Below are 17031 nucleotides of genomic sequence, written 5' to 3' on the forward strand. Positions count from 1 at the left end.
CACTCCCGGCGCATGGTCCGGCGCGGTGCCGACGGGCAGCACCCGTCCCTCGCCGAGCGAGGAGAGGTCCCCGCCCTGATGTCTAGTAACTGCTGGAGCCGCCCGAGTCGCTGCTGCTGGAGGAGGAGCCGCCCGAGTCGCCGCCCGACCAGCCGCCGCTCGACGAGCCGCCGGAGTCCCCACCCGACCAGCCGCCGGAGCTGCCCGAGTCCCCACCGGACCAGCCGCGGGACTCGCCGGAGTCACCGCCGGACCAGCCCCGGGAGCCGTCGGGGTCGCCGCCCGGCCGGTGCGGGTCGTCGTAGACCAGACCGCCGTCGCCGGTCGAGCCGTGGTGATAGCCGGTGTACCCGCTGCGCGAACGCTGCTGCGACCGCCCGGCCTTGCCCCTGGCCACCAGCGCGACCGCGGCGATCACGACGATCAGCCCGACCACGCACAGGCACACCAACCCCAGTACCAACAAGGTCGTCATTCTCACGGCCCCAAGCTAGCCGACCCGCGCACCCCCGCCACCCCGCGCGACAAGCCCTACCGCGCTCCCGTGCGGTTCGCCCGGCACCCGCCTCGACGTCACGATGCCGGCCACCTACGCGGTTCACCTCGCGCCCCGGCGCCGGTCGCCCGTGCCGTCCGCTTCGTGGGGGGTGATCGCTGTCTCCGGTCAGAATCCGTAGTCAGACTGCAGATCCTGACCAGAACCCGCGATCAACGCCAGGCCGAACAGCGGGCGCGGCACGCTGCGGCTCGCCGCGGCGCTCTCAACCCGCCCGATGATCGCTCTCTCTGGTCAGAATCCGTAGTCACACTGCAGATCCCGACCAGAACTCGCGATCAACGCCAAGCGGGCGGGCGTGGCGGGGCGGGACGGACGGGCGGACCGGCCGCCCGTCCCGCGTGCGTGGGGTCAGCCCAGGTTGATGGTCGGGTAGAGCGGGAAGCCGGACAGCAGGTCGGTGGTCTGCCCGGCGACCCGGTCGGCGACACCGTCGGCCAGCACGTATGCCGCCTTGGACGGCTTGCCGTCGTTGCCGGTGCCGGCGGTGGTGCCCGCGAGCACGGTGTGGATCAGGTCGGCGATCTGGTCCATCTCGGCGGTGCCCAGGCCGCGCGTGGTCAGCGCGGGCGTGCCGAGCCGGATGCCGGAGGTGTACCACGCGCCGTTGCGGTCCTGGGGCACGGCGTTGCGGTTGGTGACGATGTTCGAGTCGAGCAGCGCCGACTCGGCCTGGCGGCCGGTGAGACCGTACGACGACACGTCCAGCAGCACCAGGTGGTTGTCGGTGCCGCCGGTGACCAGCGTCGCGCCGCGCCGCAGCAGGCCCTCGGCGAGCGCGTGCGCGTTGTCGACGATGCGCTGCGCGTAGTCGCGGAACTCGGGACGACGGGCCTCGGCCAGCGCGACCGCCTTGGCGGCCATCACGTGCGGCAGCGGGCCGCCGAGCACCATCGGGCAGCCGCGGTCGACCTGGTCGGCGAGCTCGGGCTGGCACAGCACCATGCCACCGCGCGGGCCGCGCAGCGACTTGTGCGTGGTGGTGGTGACGATCTGCGCGTGCGGGATCGGGTCGAAGTCGCCGGTGAGCACCTTGCCCGCGACCAGGCCCGCGAAGTGGGCCATGTCGACCATCAGGGTCGCGCCGACCTCGTCGGCGATCTCCCGCATGATCCGGAAGTTCACCAGCCGGGGGTACGCCGAGTAGCCCGCGACGATGATCAGCGGCCGGAACTCGCGCGCCGTCTTGGCCAGCGCGTCGTAGTCGACCAGGCCCGTCGCCGGGTCGGTGCCGTAGCTGCGCTGCTCGAACATCTTGCCGGAGATGTTGGGGCGGAAGCCGTGGGTGAGGTGGCCGCCCGCGTCCAGCGCCATGCCCAGCATCCGCTGGTCGCCGAGCTGGTGGCGCAGCTCCGCCCAGTCCGCCTCGGACAGGTCGTTCACGTGGCGAGCCTGCGCCTTGGCCAGCGCCGGGGCCTCCACCCGCTGGGCGAGCACGGCCCAGAAGGCGACCAGGTTGGCGTCGATGCCGGAGTGCGGCTGGACGTACGCGTGCGGCGCGCCGAACAGCTCCCGGGCGTGCTGCGCGGCGAGCGCCTCGACCGTGTCGACGTTCTTGCAGCCGGCGTAGAAGCGGCGGCCGACGGTGCCCTCGGCGTACTTGTCGCTGAACCAGTTGCCCATCGCCAGCAGGGTCGCGGGCGAGGCGTAGTTCTCGCTGGCGATGAGTTTGAGCGAGTCGCGCTGGTCGGCGATCTCGGCGCCGATCGCGGCGGCGACCGCGGGCTCGACCGCGGCGATGACGTCCAGGGCGTGGCGGTAGGCCAGGGACTCGCTGGACAGGGACGCGTCAGACATCGGACCTCCTTGACGAGACGGAAGAGGCCCAGGCGCACGGCACAGCGTCACGATGACGGAGCCGCTCCCCGATGGTTACCCATCCCAGCGCGCCAGTCACGGCCCACCCTCCACCCTAACAACCCACCCGCTCCCCCGCCCGCCACCGCACCGGCTCGCGCCCACATCATGGTCGATCATGAAGTTGTGGCAGCGACACGCCGTCGAACACGTCCATAAGTTCATGATCAACCCGGCGGAGGGCGGGGCCGTCAGCCGAGGGCGCGGTCGAGGTTGACGGCGGCGGAGATGAGGGAGAGGTGGGTGAAGGCCTGGGGGAAGTTGCCGAGCTGTTCGCCGGTGTGGCCGATCTGTTCGGCGAACAGGCCTACGTGGTTGGCGTAGGTGAGCATCTTTTCGAAGGCGAGGCGGGCTTCGTCGAGGCGGCCGGCTCGGGAGAGGGCCTCGACGTACCAGAAGGAGCAGATGGAGAAGGTGCCCTCGACGCCGCGCAGGCCGTCGGGGCTGACCGCCGGGTCGTAGCGGTAGACCAGGGAGTCCGAGACCAGGTCCTCGGCGAGCGCGTCCAGGGTGGACAGCCACTTGGGGTCGGTCGGCGAGACGAACTTCGCCATCGGCATCATGAGGACGGCGGCGTCGAGCACCTCGGCGTCCTCGTGCTGGGTGAACGCCTGCCGGGCCGTGGAGTAGCCCTTGCGCATGATGCGGTAGTAGATGTCGTCGCGGGTCTGGCGCCAGCGCGGCAGGTCGGCGGGCAGGCCGCGGTGGGTGGCCATGCGGATGCCGCGTTCGATCGCGACCCAGCACATCAGGCGCGAGTAGAGGAAGTTGCGGCGGCCGCCGCGGGTCTCCCAGATGCCCTCGTCGGGCTGGTCCCAGTGCCCGCACACCCAGTTCACCAGCTCGGTCACCTCCTCCCAGCGGTCGCTGGAGATCGGATTGGCCCACTTGTCGTAGAGGTAGATCGAGTCGATCAGGGCGCCGTAGATGTCCAGCTGCAACTGGCCCACCGCGCCGTTGCCGATCCGCACCGGGGCCGAGCAGCGGTACCCCTCCAGGTGCGGCAGCTCCTGCTCTACGAGGTCCGCACGGCCGTCGATGCCGTACATGATCTGCAACGGGCCGTCCGGGCCGTCCCCGCGCATCGCCACGTGCCGGTCCAGGAAGTCCATGAACGCCGCGGCCTCCTCGGTGAAGCCCAGCCGCAGCATCGCGTACAGGCAGAACGCGGCGTCGCGGATCCACACGTAGCGGTAGTCCCAGTTGCGCTCGCCGCCGATCTGCTCGGGCAGGCTGGTGGTGGCCGCCGCGACGATCGCGCCGGTCGGGGCGTACGTCAGCAGCTTGAGCGTGAGCGCCGAGCGGTGCACCATCTCCCGCCACCGGCCCCGGTAGCGCGAGGCCGACAGCCAGCGCCGCCAGTACCGCACCGTCTCGGTGAACTGGGTCTCCGCCTCCTCCAGTGGACACGACCGGGGCCGCACCTCGTCGGAGACCCGGTCCAGCGCGAACACGGCCGTCTCGCCCTCGCCGAGGGTGAAGGCCGCCCGCGCGTCGAGGCCGTCGGCGGTGAGGTCGACGCTGCTGGTCAGCGCGAGCGACAGCAGCGGGCAGTCGAACAGGATCCGGTCGCCGTCGCGCCGGGCGGTGTGCGGCTGGCGCCCGTAGTCGAAGCGGGGCGCGACCAGCACGGCGAAGGGCAGCTTGCCGCGTACGCACAGCGCGCGGCGGATCAGGCGGTGCCGGCCCGCCTCGGTGGGATCCCCGACGATCGGCATGAAGTCCTGGATCTCGCCCACCCCGTCGTACGCGTAGAAGCGGGTGATCAGGACGTTGGTGTCCGGGAAGTAGAACTGCTTGGTCTGCGCCGGCACGGCCGGGGCCAGCTCGAACCTGCCGCCCCGGTCGGCGTCGAGCAGCGACGCGAACACGCTGGGCGAGTCGAACCGGGGGCAGCAGTACCAGTCGATGGTGCCGTTCACCCCGACCAGCGCCACGCTGCGCATGTCCCCGATCAGCCCGTGATCGGCGATCGCCAGGTAGCGCCCCGCAGCGTCCGCCACCTTGTCAGCATATGGCCGAAATGCGAGAACAGCATCCGGTCGCCGCTGAGGCCGGATCACGGAAGTGACCATGCGCCCCTAGGGCCGGACCCGGCCCCTCAGGCTTGCGGGCGCGGACCCGACGGTCAGACACGGGGGCGTGGCGGGCTCGTCCGGGGAACTGCGCCGTCAGTCGCGGGCCGCGTCGTCGGTGTCGAGCCGCCGTAGCGCCTGGACGGCCCCGTCCAGGCTCACCCCGAGCGAGCGCGCGGCGGCCCGGTAGGTCCGGGCGGCCTCGTCCAGCCGGGCCTGCTGCTCGGCCGGGGACAGGTCCGGGCGGCGCTCGGCGACCGTCGTGCCGTGCCGGACCCGGCTCACCACCAGGCCGGCCGCCTCCAGCTCGCGATAGGAGCGGGCCACCGTGTTCACGGCGAGCCCGAGGTCGGCGGCGAGCCGCCGGATGGTGGGCAGGTGCGCGCCCGCGGGCAGCGCCCCGCTGCCGATCAGTTCGGCGATGCCCGCGCGCACCTGCTCGTACGGCGGCACCGCGCTGTCGGGGTCGATGGTGAGCTGCACGTCCGCCCCTGTCAGATCGCGACGATGCTCGACGGGGCGCGCTCGGCGCGGCTGAGCGCGCGGATCACCGCGGCCTGCCCGTGGCGGCGCACGGCCAGCCCGCCCAGCAGCGCGAGCACCGGCTCCAGCACCGAGTGCGGCAGTTCCGGGGTGGGCACCCCCACGCTGTACGCCAGGTCGTCGGCGTGCACGGTGATCTCCATCATCCGGGTGACCAGGAAGTCGTCGAGCCGCAGCGCCCACGGGCCCGCGGGCGGGGTGATCAGGCGATCGGCGGGTGCCACCGCCAGCAGCGCGGTCAGCTCACGGATCGCCGCGGTGGTCTGCGCGGCGACGCCGGGCGCGCCGGCTGCCGCGGCCTGCTCGCCGCCGTCGCGGATCTGCACGTTGATCTCGGCGTCGAGGTCCGCGCCCAGCCAGCGCACCTTGCGGTAGTGGTCCAGCAGCGCGACCGCCGGACCCTGCGGCGCGGGCGCGGCCAGCACCCGCGGCACGTTCACGACCTGGGCCGCCAGGTGCCCGGCGAGCCCGCCGACGGTGAAGCCCGGCAGGGCGCTCGGCGCCTGCCACGCGGCGGCCACGGCCGGATCGCCCACCAGCGCCGCGGCCGCCTGGGCGGCCTGCAGGTACGCCACGCGCAACGGATGCATCCGAACACCTCCGGCAGTCTCGCGGTCCGCGACCACCTTATGCCCTGCCGCGCTGCCGCCCGGCCGCCCCGCTATCTCGCGGCCCCGACGCCCAGCGCCCCCGCTACCCCGCTGTGTGCCGCCCTACTGCCCGCTGCCGCCCGGTGAGCAGGGCACTGCCGTCGCCCGGATCGAGCGCGCTGACCTGCCGTGGCGCTCCCCGGCGGTCGGGTGCGCCGACCGTCCCCCGCGGGCACGCGATGTCCGTGGCCCGCATCGGGCCGTATCCGGCACGGGCATGGTCCGTTGCTAGTGACGCATGCCTGGCTCCGACGAGCGGGCTGCTCTCCATACCCGCGCGGAAGGGACCGCTCGTGCAGGACAGCTCGCTGCTCACCGTCGAACGACCGCAGCACACGAACCCCGTGCCGGTGCCGGCCGCGGGTCGCACGCCGCGCGCCGTCACCGCGGTGGTGCTGGCCGGGGCGGGGCTGACCGTGGCGGCCACGGCACTGGCGGCGGTGCGGCTGCTGCCGGCCGGGTCGCGGGCGGGCGCCTGGCGCTACCGCTACGTCGGGGTCTTCTCCTGGGAGATGCTGCTGCCGTTCGCCGGCGGGGTGGCCGCGGTGCTGGCGCTGCTGTGGCTGACCCACCGGCTCGGCGCCCGCCGCGAGCGCCTGGCCGTCGGCCTGTGGCTGGCCGCCGCGGTGCCGCTGCAGCTGCTGATCCGGGCGCTGGACGAGGTGTCGCTGGGGGCCGTCGTCGGCAGCGACCGGGCGAACTCGTTCTACGGCCCGTCGCTGCGCTACACCGCGTACGACTACCTGACGCGCTACATGGACATCCTCCCCGAGCTGCCGCAGCACGCCCGGTCCAACATGCCCGGCAAGACGATGCTCTACCACCTGCTCGGCACGGTCAGCACGTCGCCCGCCGCGCTGGGCATCCTGATCACCGCGCTGTCCTGCCTGGCCGCGCTGCTGGTGTACCTGATCGTGCGGGAGGTGCTGGGCGACCAGCGGGTCGCGCTGTACGCGATGATCCTGTGCCTGCTGGTGCCCGGCCGGCTCTACTTCCTGCCCGTGCTCAACACCGTCTCGCCGCTGCCGATCCTGCTCGGGCTGTGGCTGTTCGTCCGCTACCTGCGCCGCCCGCACTGGGGCTGGGCCGTCGGTCTCGGCGCCGCGCTCTACCTGGTCTTCTTCTTCGAGCCGCTGCCGCTGGTGATGGGGCTGACGTTCGCCGCGCTCGCCGGGCTGGCGCTGTACCGGCGCGCGCTGGGCGGGTTCGACCTGCTGCGGCTGGTGTCGCTGACGCTCGCCGCGTTCGCCGGGGCGTACCTGGGCATGCGGCTGCTGTTCGGCTACGACATGTTCGCCAACCTGGCGTACGTGCTGGCCGACGCCACCGACTTCAACGAGCGCGCGCACCGGCCGTACGACGTGTGGGTGGTGCGCAACCTCGGCGACTTCGCGCTGTGCGCGGGCATCGCGGGCTGCGTGGCCGTCGCGTGGGCGGCCTGGGACGCGGTACGCCGCGGCGTGGCCCGGCCGATCGCGGCGCTGACCCTGTCCGGGCTGGCCGTGCTGGCCTTCCTCGACCTGGTCGGGGTCAACCGCGGCGAGACCACCCGGCTGTGGATCTTCGTGGCGGTGTTCCTGCAGATCCCGGTGGCCTGGGTGTGCGCCCGCTCGCCCCGGGTCTGGCCGTTCGCGGTGGTGGCCGCGGCCCTCGTGCTGCAGACGGCCGCGATCACCCCGATGATCGCCTTCATCCGCCCGTAAGCCGCCCCCGGCCCGCCTTTTCATGGACATTGGCCTATCACATCGCGATCTACGATTTTTCGATGTGATAGGCCAACGCCAATGTAAGACGGGGCGGGCGGGGCTGCGCCAGTGGGATCCCGCGGGTCCCGTCCCGGCGGCGGTGCCAGGGTGGGAGCCGAAGCGGGCCAGGCGGGGTGCCGTCCGGGTCCCCGCCCCGCCCCGTGGCGGGGCGGGACCCGGACGACCGGTCAGTTGGCGTACCGGTAGACCCCGATCCCCTGCTCGGTCGGGCAGATGAGCATGGTGTCGTTCCAGGAGCAGAAGCCCGACACGGTCAGGCTGCCGAGCCGGACCCGGGTGCCGGTCGCCAGCTGGTGGCCGGACACCTCCCCCTCGCCGAGGACCAGCAGGTTGCCGGAGCCCACCCACATGGCCTGCCCGTCGACCTCCGCCAGCGGCTTGCCCGCCGGGTCGAACACCTGCGACCGCCCGCGCGAGGCGGCCACCACGCCGGGCGCGGCGTACAGGATCGTCGCGCCCTCGCCGCCGACGGTCTGCTGCCAGCGGGTCGCGCCGCTGTGCGCGTCCACCAGCCAGAGCGTCGCGCCGTCGCCGGGACCCTCGCGCAGGGCGCAGAACCGGCCTTGCCCGCCGCACGGCTGCACCCGCGCCTGGTCGAGCCCCGAGCCGAGGGTGCTCTGCACCGCCGGCGCGCTGCCGTCGAGCGGCAGCCGGCTCACCGTGGACCCGGCGAACTGGTACAGCACCCCGTCGACCGCGTACTCCTGCCGCGTCAGCTCCCCGGCGGCGGGCAGCACCGGCATGGCCAGCTCCCGCTCGACCCGGCCGCTGGTCACGTCCCGGACCTGGACCCGGCCGTCGGCCAGGTGCAGCACCACGCGCCGATCGGTGGGCACCGTGCCCGACCAGCCCGCGGTGCGGTGGTGCTCGGCGGCCGTGTGCACCGGGTTGAGCCCCGTCGCGAGTGTCCGCTCGGCCGCCGACCAGCGGGTCTTGCCGGTACGCAGGTCGAGTGCCTCCACCCGGCCCTGCTCGGGCCGGCTGAGCACGAGGGTGTCGTCGTAGAGGACCCGCCCGGTGTCGTTGAAGCTGTACGGCAGCGTCCACATGATCCGGCCGAGGTCCGGGTCGACCGCGATGATCGTGTCACTGCCGCCCTGCACCAGCGGATTGTCGAAGCCCTGCTCGGTGAGCAGCAGGATCGCCCCCGGCGACACCTCCATCCCGTTGGTGTCGCCGAACTTGCCGAGCGACAGCGACGGCCACAGCATCTTCTGCACGGTCAGGTCGATGCCGCCGACCCACTCGGTGCCGTCCTCGGCCAGCCACATCGCGAAGGCGCGGTCGCCCAGCGTCGCGGTCATGCCGAACCGGGCCGGGGTGCGGTACGCCAGGACCGGTGGCGCGGTGCCGTCGAAGGGCGTGAAGCCGGCCTCGGCGGGCGGCAGCCACGGCCGCGGCGGTGGTGGGGTCGTGGCGGCGGGAGTGAGCACGGCCTGCGCTCCGAACAGTGCCGCGACCACCGCGGCCCCGGCGGCCAGCAGCCCGCCGAGCGAGCGGCGCCGGCGCCGGGCGGCCCTGGCCCGCACCGCGGACAGCGGCGGCGGCCCGGCGGCGTCCGCGCGCTCGGCGAGCCTGGCGTAGAGGCGGTCCAGATCAACCGACATGGCTGCGGTCCCCCAATGCTGCGGCGAGGTTGGCCCGCCCCCGGGCGAGCCAGGACTTCACGGTGTTGGCCGGCACCGCCAGCTCCGTGGCGATCTCCGCGACGGGCTGGTCGAGCAGGTAGTGCATGGCGAGCACGCGGCGCTGGTCGATGGGCAGCGTGCGCAGCGCCGCCACCAGCGTCATCAGCTCCTCGTCCGGCGGGGGGACGCTGCCCGGACCGGGCAGGTCGGCGCTCCTGCGCACGGCCAGCCGGCGCCACCAGTCGGTGGCCAGGCGGGTCACCACCAGGCGCAGCCACGCCTCGGGGTTGTCGTAGCGATGCAGCGTCGCCCAGCGCTGCCACGCGCGGGCGTACGCCTCCTGGGTGAGGTCCTGCGCCTCGGCCAGACCACCGGTCAGGCCGTAGGCGAAGCGCATCAGCCGCGGGGCGGTGCCCCGGTAGAAGGCTTCGAAGTCGGAGACGGTCACCCCAGGAACACGGGCCGGGTCCCCGCCCGGTTGCACCCGGCCGCCGATCGCGCGCGGAGCACCGCCCGCGCCGGTGGGCCGCCCTGCGTCCGGCAGACTGGGCGGGTGCTTCCCGAGTCGGCTGGAACGGACCTCCCGGTACGCGCGGCGCTGCCCGCCCTGCTGGAGGCGCTGGCCGGACCGGGCGCGGCGGTGCTGGTGGCGCCGCCGGGCTCGGGCAAGACCACGCTGGCCCCGCTGGCGCTGGCGGGCGCGGTCGAGGGCCGGGTCGTGGTGGCCGAGCCGCGCCGGGTCGCCGCCCGCGCCGCCGCGCGCCGGATGGCCGAGCTCACCGGCACCGCGCTGGGCGGGCCCGTCGGCTACAGCGTGCGCGGCGACAGCCGGACCGGCCGGGACACCCGGGTCGAGGTGGTCACCACCGGCCTGCTGGTGCAGCGCCTGCAGCACGACCCCGAGCTGGCCGGGGTCGGCGCGATCCTGCTCGACGAGATCCACGAGCGGCAGCTCGACTCGGACCTGGCGCTCGCCTTCACCACCGACGTGCGCGCCGCGCTGCGCTCCGACCTGCGGCTGGTCGCCGCCTCGGCCACGGCGCAGGCCGAGCGCCTGGCCGCGGCCCTGGGTCCCGGCACGCCCGTGGTCACCGCGACGGGCAGCCCGCACCCGGTCGAGGTGCGCTGGCGCCCGCCGACCGGGCCGGTGGACCCGCCGTACGGCCTGCGCGTCGACCCTCGGCTGCTCGACCACGTCGCGGCGGTGATCCGTGAGGCGCTGCGCGACGGCGCGGGAGACGTGCTGGCGTTCCTGCCCGGCGCGGGCGAGCTCGACGGCGTCGCCGCCCGGCTGGCCGGGCTGCCCGGCATCGACCTGCTCAAGCTGCACGGGCGGCAGTCCGGAGGCACCCAGGACGCCGCGCTGCGGCCCGGGCCGCGCCGCCGCGTCGTGCTGGCCACCGCCGTCGCCGAGAGCAGCCTGACCGTGCCGGGGGTACGCATCGTCGTCGACGCGGGGCTGGCCCGGGTGCCGCGTACCGACCTCGGGCGCGGCCTGGGCTCGCTGGTCACGGTGCGGGCCTCGCGCGCCGCGGCGCAGCAGCGGGCCGGGCGCGCGGGGCGGCAGGCGCCGGGCACGGCGTACCGGTGCTGGTCGCAGGCCGACCACGAGCGGCTGCCGGAGCATCCCGATCCGGAGATCGCCACCGCCGACCTGACCTCGTTCGTACTGCAGCTGGCCTGCTGGTCCAACGCGGACGGCACCGGCCTGGCCCTGCTCGACCCGCTGCCGGGCGCGGCCGCGCAGGTGGCCCGGGAGACGTTGACCGCGCTCGGGGCACTGGACGCCGACGCCCGCGTCACCGCGCGCGGCCGGGCGATCGCCGCCGTGGGCGCGCACCCGCGGCTGGCCCGCGCGCTGCTCGACGCGGTGGGCGAGCTGGGCCCGCACCGGGCGGCCGAGGTGGTCGCCCTGCTGGCGTCCGACGCTCCGATCCCGACCGACGACCTGGCCGCCGCCTGGCGCCGGATGCGCGACGGCGCCGACCCCGCGGCGAGCGCTGCCTGGCGCACCGAGGTCCGCCGCCTGACCGGCAACCTCCGCGGCGCACCCTCCGCTGCCGCGGCGTCCGGGGCAGGGCTGTCCGGCGCGGCCGGAGCAGGCGCGGCCAGGACCGGGACGGCCGCAGCGGGCGCATCCGGGACGGCGCGGCTGCCCGACGATCTGGCGGCGGCGCTGGTGGTGGGGCTGGCCTATCCCGAGCGGGTGGCGCGGCTGCGCACGCCGGGCGGGCGGACGTACCTGATGGGCGGGGGCACCGCCGCGGAGCTGGCGCCGGGCTCGCCGCTGACCGGGGTGCCGTGGCTGGCCGTGGCCGCCGCGGACCGGCAGCCGGGCAGCAGCGCGGCCCGGATCCGGCTGGCCGCGGCCACCGACGAGGCGACCGCGCGGCAGGCCGCCGCCGCGCTGCTGGCCACCGTGGACGAGATCACCTGGTCGGACGGGGACGTGGTGGCCCGCCGGGCGACCCGCCTGGGCGCGCTCACCCTGGCCGAGCGGCCGCTGGCGAACCCGGACCGGGAGCTGGTCGCGGCCGCGCTCGCCGAGGGGCTGCGCCGGGAGGGGCTGCGGCTGCTGCGGTGGACGCCGGAGGCGGTGGCGCTGCGCGAGCGGATGGCGTTCTGCGCGCACGCGCTCGGCGACCCGTGGCCCGCCGTCGACGACGAGGCGCTGCTGGCGGGGGCCGGGCAGTGGCTCGGTCACGCGCTGGCCACCGCCCGGCGCCGCGACGACCTGCACCGCGTCGACGTGGCCGCGGCGCTGCGTACGCTGCTGCCCTGGCCGCAGGCCGCGCAGCTGGACCAGCTGGCGCCGGAGCGGCTGGAGGTGCCCAGCGGCTCGCGCATCCGGGTGGACTACACCGATCCGGCCGCACCGGTGCTGGCCGTGAAGGTGCAGGAGGTGTTCGGCTGGACCCGGACGCCCCGGCTGGCCGGCGACCGGGTGCCGGTGGTGCTGCATTTGCTCTCCCCCGCCGGCCGGCCCGCCGCGGTCACCGGGGACCTGGTCTCCTTCTGGCGCAACGGCTACCCCCAGGTGCGGGCGGAGCTGCGCGGCCGCTACCCGCGCCACCCCTGGCCCGAGGATCCCACCGTCGCCGAGCCCACCCGCCGCGCGAAGCCCCGCCCGGCCTAGGCGATCCCTGGGTACGACGGCGCCCGCGCGCTCGCCGCACGACCGGGGCGGAACGACCACGCCCCGCCGCCCTGAAACGGGCCGACCGAACAGGATGCCCGGGGCAAGGCCGATTGACGGTATATACCGCTCGCCGTACCTTCGAGGGGTGACCGCACCGCTGCAGGAACCCACTTTCCTGATCCTGTCCGCGCTGGCCGCGGGGCCGATGCACGGGTACGGCGTGATCCAGGAGGTGTCCGCGCTCTCGGCGGGCCGGGTGACGCTGCGGCCCGGCACGCTCTACGGCGCGCTGGACCGGCTCGTCGAGCAGGGCCTGGTGGTGCAGGACGGCGAGGAGGTCGTCGACGGCCGGCTGCGGCGGTACTACCGGCTCACCGATCCGGGCGCCGATCTGCTGGCGGTGGAGGTCGAGCGGATGGCGGACAACGCCAAGGCCGCCGCGGCCCGGCTGCGCCGGCACGTGCGGGGTGCCGCCACGACATGAGCGAGCGCATCGGGTGGCCGTGGGGCGGAGCCGAGCACGGCGGGGTGAGGGCATGAGCCCGCTGGAGCGCCGCTACCGCCGCCTGCTGCGGAGCTACCCCCGGTCCTACCGGGACGCGCGCGGGGACGAGATCGTGGCGACCCTGCTCGACCTCGCGCCGCCCGGCCGGACCCGGCCCACCGCCGCCGACGCGGCCGACCTGGTCGAGGGCGGCCTGCGCACCCGGCTCGGGGTGGCCACCGTCGACGGCCTCGCCGACGGGCTGCACCGGGCCGGGCCGGTCGCGCTGGCGCTGACCGGCGGGCTGAGCGCGTTCCTCTGGTGGCGGGTCGAGCCGCTGGGCCCGCCGACGCTGGGCCCGGTCGCGTACGCCGCCTGGCTGGCCGCGGGTGTCGTGGCGCTGCTGGCCCCCGCCCGGTTCACCCGGCCAGGGCTGGCCGGGGCGCTGGCCGTCACGGCGGCGGTGCCCGCGCTAGCGCCGCTGACCGCGTACGACCGTCCGCCGCTGTGGGTGCTCATGGCGCTGTCGGTGTTCGGGCTGGTCGCGCTGGCGGGCACGGACGCGTTCGGGCGCGACGCGGAGCGGCGCGCCGCCCCGGCGCTGGGCGCGGTCGCCGTGGCCTGCGGCGCCGACCTGGTCACGCACCTGTGGCGCGGCGCGTCCGGCCACCCGCACACCGGGTACTACCAGCCCGCGGTCGCCCAGGCCGGGATCGTGGTCGCGGCGGCGGTCGCGGTGCTCGCGTTCCTCGCCCTGTATGCGGCCCGGCGTGGTGAACCGGCCCGGCCGTGGCTGTGGGCGACGCTGCTGATCGCGCTGCCCGGCGCGTGGCTCGGCCCGTTCGACGCCACCGGCTGGCGCGTCGCGGGCGAGCTGCCGCGCTTCGGCCGCCTGGCCCAGGTGCTGCTCGGCACCTGCCTGGTCGTCGCGGCCATGGCCCGCCTGCGCACGTCCCGCGCCGCCGCACCGGCGGCACGCCCCGCCGCGGGGAACCCGCAAGCCGTCCCCGCTGCGAAGACCAGGTACGCCGCCCCCGTCACCGGGACCCGGCACGCCGTCCCCTCTGCGGGAACCCCGCACGCTGTCCCCGCCGCCGGGGCGGTGCTGGTGGGGTATGCCGCCGGGCTGCTGCTGTTCGCGTGGTGGCTGGACGCGGTGACCGGGCACGTGGCGGCCACCGCCGCGGTGTGTGCGGGTGCGGCGGCCCTGCTCGGGCTGCCCTCGCCGCGCCGCGCGCTGCCGGTGGCCGCTGCCGCCGCGGCGGGCACGCTCGCCGCCGCGTACGCCGTGGGGGTCTACAGCAACGACTGGACCGCCACCGGCTGGGGTGAGCCGGTGCGCACCGCCGGGCTGGTGGCGATGCTGGCCGTGGTCCCGCTGGCCTGGGGCGCGTACACCGCCCACCGGCTGCCCCGGCGGCTGCCCGCGCTCGCGGCGGGCCTGCTCTGCGCGGCCTGGCTGGCCTGGCTCACCCTGCCGGGGCTGCCCGCGTGGGGCCCGGTGCTGCCGGTGCTGCTCGCCCTGCCGGCGGCGCGAGCGGTGCTGTCCATTACCCCGGGCAGGGCCCGCACCGGACCGTAAAGTGGCAGCGTGGGCATGGTACGGACGGTCGGCCTGGTGCTGCATCCCGAGCGCGACTCGGTGCCCGCGATCGACACCATCATGGACTGGGCGCGCCGCCGCGACGTGACCGTCCTCGGGCTGCCCGACGAGGTGGACCGGATCGCGTGCGGCGCGGTCGCGGTCAGCCCGCAGGAGCTGGCGCAGCGGGCGAGCCTGCTGGTCAGCCTCGGCGGCGACGGCACCATGCTGCGCACCATGCGGCTGGGTGCCGGGCGGGCCACGCCAGTGCTCGGGGTGAACCTGGGCCGGCTCGGCTTCCTGCCCGAGATCGATGTGGACGGCCTGCCCACCGCGCTGTCCGCAATCGACAACCACCACTACTCGGTGGAGTCGCGGCTGGCGGTGCGCACGATCCTGCCGGACGGGCGGGAGGTGACCGCGTTCAACGACATCGCGCTGTGCCGGGTGCCCGGCGACGGCCAGGCCGCCGTGGCGATCCGGGTCGAGGAGCACGCGTTCGTGCGGTACGCCGCCGACGCGGTCATCGTCGCCACGCCCACCGGCTCGACCGCGTACAGCTTCTCCTGCGGCGGCCCGATCGTCTCGCCGACGGTGCGGGCCGTGCTGGTGGTCGCCGCGGCCGCGCACTCCAGCTTCAACCGGGCCATGGTGCTGTCGGCGGACGAGACGCTGGCCCTGGACGTGCTGCCGCGCAGCGGACGGCTCGCCGTCGAGATCGACGGGCGGGTGGACGGCTACGTCGGCCCCGGTGACCGGCTCGCCGTCGCCGCGCTCGCCGACGCCGCCCGGGTGGTGCGGCTCGGGCACACCACGTTCTACGAGCGCGCCCGGCGCAAGCTGCAGGTGCGCGGCAGCCTGGAGGTCGACGGGGCAGACGGGGCCGGGCTGCTGCCGTACGGCACGATGAAGCAGTGCTGATCCGACAGGAGACCCCGGCCGACGTCGCTGCCGTACGCGCGCTGACCGAGGCCGCCTTCGCCCCCCGCTACGCCCCCGCTCCCCCGGTCGAGCCGGGCCTGCTCGACCGGCTGCGGGCCGACGCGGGCTGGCTGCCCGCACTGTCGCTGGTGGCGGTCGACGGCGGCGAGGTCGTCGGGCACGTGGTGTGCACCCGCGGGCACGTCGGCGACACGCCCGTGCTGGGCCTGGGGCCGCTGAGCGTACGCCCCGACCGGCAGCGCGCGGGCGTCGGCAAGGCCTTGATGCACGCCGTGCTCGGCGCCGCCGACGCGCTCGGCGAGCCGCTGGTGCTGCTGCTGGGCGACCCCGACTACTACGCCCGGTTCGGTTTCCGGCCGTCGCTCGACCTCGGCATCACCCCACCGGTGGCCGAGTGGGGCCGGTACTTCCAGGCGCGGCCGCTGACCGGGCACGATCCGGCGCTGACCGGAGAGTTCACCTACGCGGAGCCCTTCCGCGACCTGTGACGAAATAAGATCACCGAGAGGACCGGCGCGGAAGGGGGTGACCGTGGGCGAGCAACCGCAGCCGGCGGGCATCTCCTGGGCCTGGGCGCGTCCGCTGCGCAAGGCCGCCGGGCTGATCCGCCCGGGCACACCCGGCACGCCGCCCGCGCCCGCACCGGAGGACGACCTCACCGGCCACATCGTCGACTGCGCGGTGTACGTCGACGGCCACCGCCGGCCCGGCGCCTGCGACTACGACGCCGGGCTGGACGCGGTGCGCGACGCACCCGGCACCTTCCTCTGGCTCGGCCTGCACGAGCCCACCGAGTCGGACTTCGCCCCGATCGCCAAGCGCTTCGGCCTCGACGAGCTGGCCGTGGAGGCCGCCGTCACCCGGCGGCAGCGCCCGAAGATCGAGCGGTTCGCCGACGTCACCGTGTTCGTGCTGCGCACCACGCGGTACGTCGAGCACCCGGCGCTGACCGAGACCTGCGAGGTGGTGGAGACCGGCTCGGTGGTCATCTTCATCGGCGACCGCTACGTGATCACCGTGCGGCACGGCCCGGCCGGGCAGCTCGCCCCCGTGCGCGCCGACCTGGAGCAGCGGCCCGACCGGCTGGCCCTGGGGCCGTGGGCGGTGGCGCACGCGGTCGCCGACCGGCTCGTCGACTCGTACCTCGACGTCGCGCTGGCCTTCGAGACCGACATCGACGAGCTGGAGGACCACGTCTTCGGCGCGCAGCCGCAGAACCGCTCGGCGCAGATCTACCAGCTCAAGCGGGAGCTGATGGAGTTCAAGCGGGCGGTCGCGCCGCTGCAGCAGCCGCTGGGCGTGCTCACCGAGGACAAGGAGGGGCTGCCGAAGGAGATCCGGCGCTACTTCCGCGACGTCAACGACCACCTGCTGCGTACGGTCGAGCGCATCGTCACCTACGACGACCTGCTGAACTCGATCCTGCAGGCCCGGCTGGCGCAGCTGTCGGTGGACCAGAACAACGACATGCGCAAGATCGCGGCCTGGGCCGCCATGGCGGCCGCGCAGACGGCGCTGGCCGGCATCTACGGCATGAACTTCGTCTACATGCCCGAGCTGCAGTGGAAGTTCGGCTACCCCATGGTGCTGGGCCTGATGGTCACCATCGCGGTCCTCATGTACCGCGCCTTCCGCCGCTCCGGCTGGCTCTGACCCCCCGCCCTGAGCCCCCGCCCCGCCCGCCGTCGCCGTCGCAACTCTTGAAGACTCGCGCCCTCGAAGCGACTTCGAGGGCGCGAGGGTTTGCTAGGTTACCCCGACACAACCGGCCCGGCCCACCCCGGCCGGGCGCCCCGCCCGGGCGAGCGG

General features: G+C 75.1%; 14 protein-coding genes and 1 riboswitch. Of the genes, 7 read left to right on the plus strand and 7 right to left on the minus strand.

All coding sequences use genetic code 11. The features are described from left to right. Positions 1-82: 82 nt before the first annotated feature. The 5 genes from AB0J67_RS23445 to AB0J67_RS23465 form a co-directional block, all read right to left on the minus strand. Positions 83-481 carry a hypothetical protein gene (locus AB0J67_RS23445; protein WP_363485562.1) on the minus strand — a complete coding sequence of 133 codons (399 nt, stop codon included), beginning with the start codon at positions 479-481 and terminating at the stop codon, positions 83-85. A gap of 426 nt (positions 482-907) precedes the next feature. Next, positions 908-2353 carry a glycine hydroxymethyltransferase gene (locus AB0J67_RS23450; protein WP_363485563.1) on the minus strand — a complete coding sequence of 482 codons (1446 nt, stop codon included), beginning with the start codon at positions 2351-2353 and terminating at the stop codon, positions 908-910. Positions 2354-2372: 19 nt separating this feature from the next. Next, positions 2373-2463, minus strand: a riboswitch (ZMP/ZTP riboswitch). Between the two features lie 141 nt (positions 2464-2604). Continuing rightward, entirely contained in the window at positions 2605-4416 is a 1812-nt protein-coding gene (locus tag AB0J67_RS23455) for a glycoside hydrolase family 15 protein (RefSeq protein ID WP_363485564.1), read from the minus strand. 168 nt (positions 4417-4584) lie between these two features. Next, the gene (locus AB0J67_RS23460; protein ID WP_363485565.1) at positions 4585-4971 is read right to left on the minus strand and encodes a GntR family transcriptional regulator; all 387 of its coding nucleotides are present in this window, start codon (positions 4969-4971) and stop codon (positions 4585-4587) included. Between the two features lie 11 nt (positions 4972-4982). Then, positions 4983-5621 carry a maleylpyruvate isomerase N-terminal domain-containing protein gene (locus tag AB0J67_RS23465; RefSeq protein WP_363485566.1) on the minus strand — a complete coding sequence of 213 codons (639 nt, stop codon included), beginning with the start codon at positions 5619-5621 and terminating at the stop codon, positions 4983-4985. 353 nt (positions 5622-5974) lie between these two features. Between AB0J67_RS23465 and AB0J67_RS23470 the strand changes: the two genes are divergently transcribed. Then, positions 5975-7384 carry a hypothetical protein gene (locus AB0J67_RS23470; RefSeq protein ID WP_363485567.1) on the plus strand — a complete coding sequence of 470 codons (1410 nt, stop codon included), beginning with the start codon at positions 5975-5977 and terminating at the stop codon, positions 7382-7384. A gap of 230 nt (positions 7385-7614) precedes the next feature. Here the strand turns inward: AB0J67_RS23470 and AB0J67_RS23475 are convergent, their stop codons facing one another. Then, positions 7615-9054 (minus strand): PQQ-binding-like beta-propeller repeat protein, encoded by a 1440-nt coding sequence (locus AB0J67_RS23475; RefSeq protein WP_363485568.1) that lies wholly within the window; start codon positions 9052-9054, stop codon positions 7615-7617. Further along, positions 9044-9523, minus strand: a complete 480-nt coding sequence (locus AB0J67_RS23480) for a SigE family RNA polymerase sigma factor (protein ID WP_363485569.1) — start codon at positions 9521-9523, stop codon at positions 9044-9046. Before AB0J67_RS23480 ends, AB0J67_RS23475 begins: the two co-directional genes overlap by 11 nt. 105 nt (positions 9524-9628) lie before the next feature. On the opposite strand from AB0J67_RS23480, the gene hrpB reads away from it, so the two are divergent. The 6 genes from hrpB to AB0J67_RS23510 all read left to right on the plus strand — a co-directional run bounded on the left by hrpB (position 9629) and on the right by AB0J67_RS23510 (position 16875). Beyond that, a complete protein-coding gene (hrpB, locus tag AB0J67_RS23485; protein ID WP_363485570.1) occupies positions 9629-12211 on the plus strand; it encodes an ATP-dependent helicase HrpB in 2583 nt (860 codons plus the stop codon). A gap of 148 nt (positions 12212-12359) precedes the next feature. Next, positions 12360-12698 (plus strand): PadR family transcriptional regulator, encoded by a 339-nt coding sequence (locus AB0J67_RS23490; RefSeq protein ID WP_363485571.1) that lies wholly within the window; start codon positions 12360-12362, stop codon positions 12696-12698. A 52-nt stretch (positions 12699-12750) separates the two neighbouring features. Then, positions 12751-14280 carry a hypothetical protein gene (locus tag AB0J67_RS23495; RefSeq protein ID WP_363485572.1) on the plus strand — a complete coding sequence of 510 codons (1530 nt, stop codon included), beginning with the start codon at positions 12751-12753 and terminating at the stop codon, positions 14278-14280. Positions 14281-14295: 15 nt separating this feature from the next. Further along, positions 14296-15201 (plus strand): NAD(+)/NADH kinase, encoded by a 906-nt coding sequence (locus tag AB0J67_RS23500; RefSeq protein WP_363485575.1) that lies wholly within the window; start codon positions 14296-14298, stop codon positions 15199-15201. Then, positions 15195-15710, plus strand: a complete 516-nt coding sequence (locus AB0J67_RS23505; protein ID WP_363485573.1) for an N-acetyltransferase — start codon at positions 15195-15197, stop codon at positions 15708-15710. Before AB0J67_RS23500 ends, AB0J67_RS23505 begins: the two co-directional genes overlap by 7 nt. Before the next feature lie 43 nt (positions 15711-15753). After that, positions 15754-16875 (plus strand): magnesium and cobalt transport protein CorA, encoded by a 1122-nt coding sequence (locus AB0J67_RS23510; RefSeq protein WP_363485574.1) that lies wholly within the window; start codon positions 15754-15756, stop codon positions 16873-16875. Positions 16876-17031 lie beyond the last annotated feature (156 nt).

It is taken from the genome of Catellatospora sp. NPDC049609 (genome assembly GCF_040675365.1).
Lineage (GTDB): Bacteria > Actinomycetota > Actinomycetes > Mycobacteriales > Micromonosporaceae > Catellatospora.

Bases quoted from the DNA above. Each gene is read 5' to 3' on its own strand.
- AB0J67_RS23475 (WP_363485568.1), bottom strand. From the start codon at position 9,054: ATGTCGGTTGATCTGGACCGCCTCTACGCCAGGCTCGCCGAGCGCGCG.
- AB0J67_RS23495 (WP_363485572.1), top strand. From the start codon at position 12,751: ATGAGCCCGCTGGAGCGCCGCTACCGCCGCCTGCTGCGGAGCTACCCC.
- AB0J67_RS23500 (WP_363485575.1), top strand. From the start codon at position 14,296: ATGGTACGGACGGTCGGCCTGGTGCTGCATCCCGAGCGCGACTCGGTG.
- AB0J67_RS23450 (WP_363485563.1), bottom strand. From the start codon at position 2,353: ATGTCTGACGCGTCCCTGTCCAGCGAGTCCCTGGCCTACCGCCACGCC.
- AB0J67_RS23465 (WP_363485566.1), bottom strand. From the start codon at position 5,621: ATGCATCCGTTGCGCGTGGCGTACCTGCAGGCCGCCCAGGCGGCCGCG.